The 682-nt window shown below is 30.6% G+C and carries 1 protein-coding gene; it reads left to right on the forward strand.

The window, feature by feature from the left end:
• Positions 1-682: IS3 family transposase (locus H8718_RS20370; protein WP_249334879.1), on the forward strand; the 682-nt coding region annotated here is incomplete at both ends.

The following is a 682-nucleotide window of genomic DNA, read 5'->3' on the forward strand; positions in this document are numbered from 1 at the left end:
CCTTCTTGAAGCAAAGGAACAAGTAAGATTTCAGTATCTGAAAGAAAATCAAGGAAAATATAACATCAAGAAGGCGTGCAAAACACTAAATGTATCAAGAGCTGGCTACTATAAATATTTACATCGTAAACCTTCTAAACGTGATATTGAAAATGAGGTTTTAAAAGAAGAGATTATCCGAGTTTTTGAAGAGCATAAAGGACGTTATGGCTCAATTAGAATATCTAAAGTTTTAAGTGTTAAAGGAATTTATGTAAATCGTAAACGAGTTGCTAGACTTATGAGAGAACTAAAGCTATATCCTAAAGGAACACGTTATAAATACAAAAATTATAATAAAAAAACAAATTCAATAGAAAGACCAAATTTATTAAATCAGATGTTCTATGCAGATAAGAAAAATAAAATATGGGTTGGAGATATTACTTATATCCCAACACGAAAAGGAACCTTATATTTAGCTGTTTTTCTTGATATCTATTCTAGAAAAGTAGTAGGTTGGTCTATGAATAAAAAAATGAAAGATACTTTAGTTCAAGATGCTTTTATACAAGCTTATGGCAAAGAACATCCAGATGCTGGCTTAATCGTTCACACCGATCAAGGTTCACAATTTACAAGTGGAAATTTTAGATCCTTACTCGCTAAATATCACGCTATTCAGAGTAACAGTCGAAAAGGA

This window comes from Zhenhengia yiwuensis (genome assembly GCF_014384995.1).
GTDB classification, from domain to species: Bacteria; Bacillota; Clostridia; order Lachnospirales; family Cellulosilyticaceae; genus Zhenhengia; species Zhenhengia yiwuensis.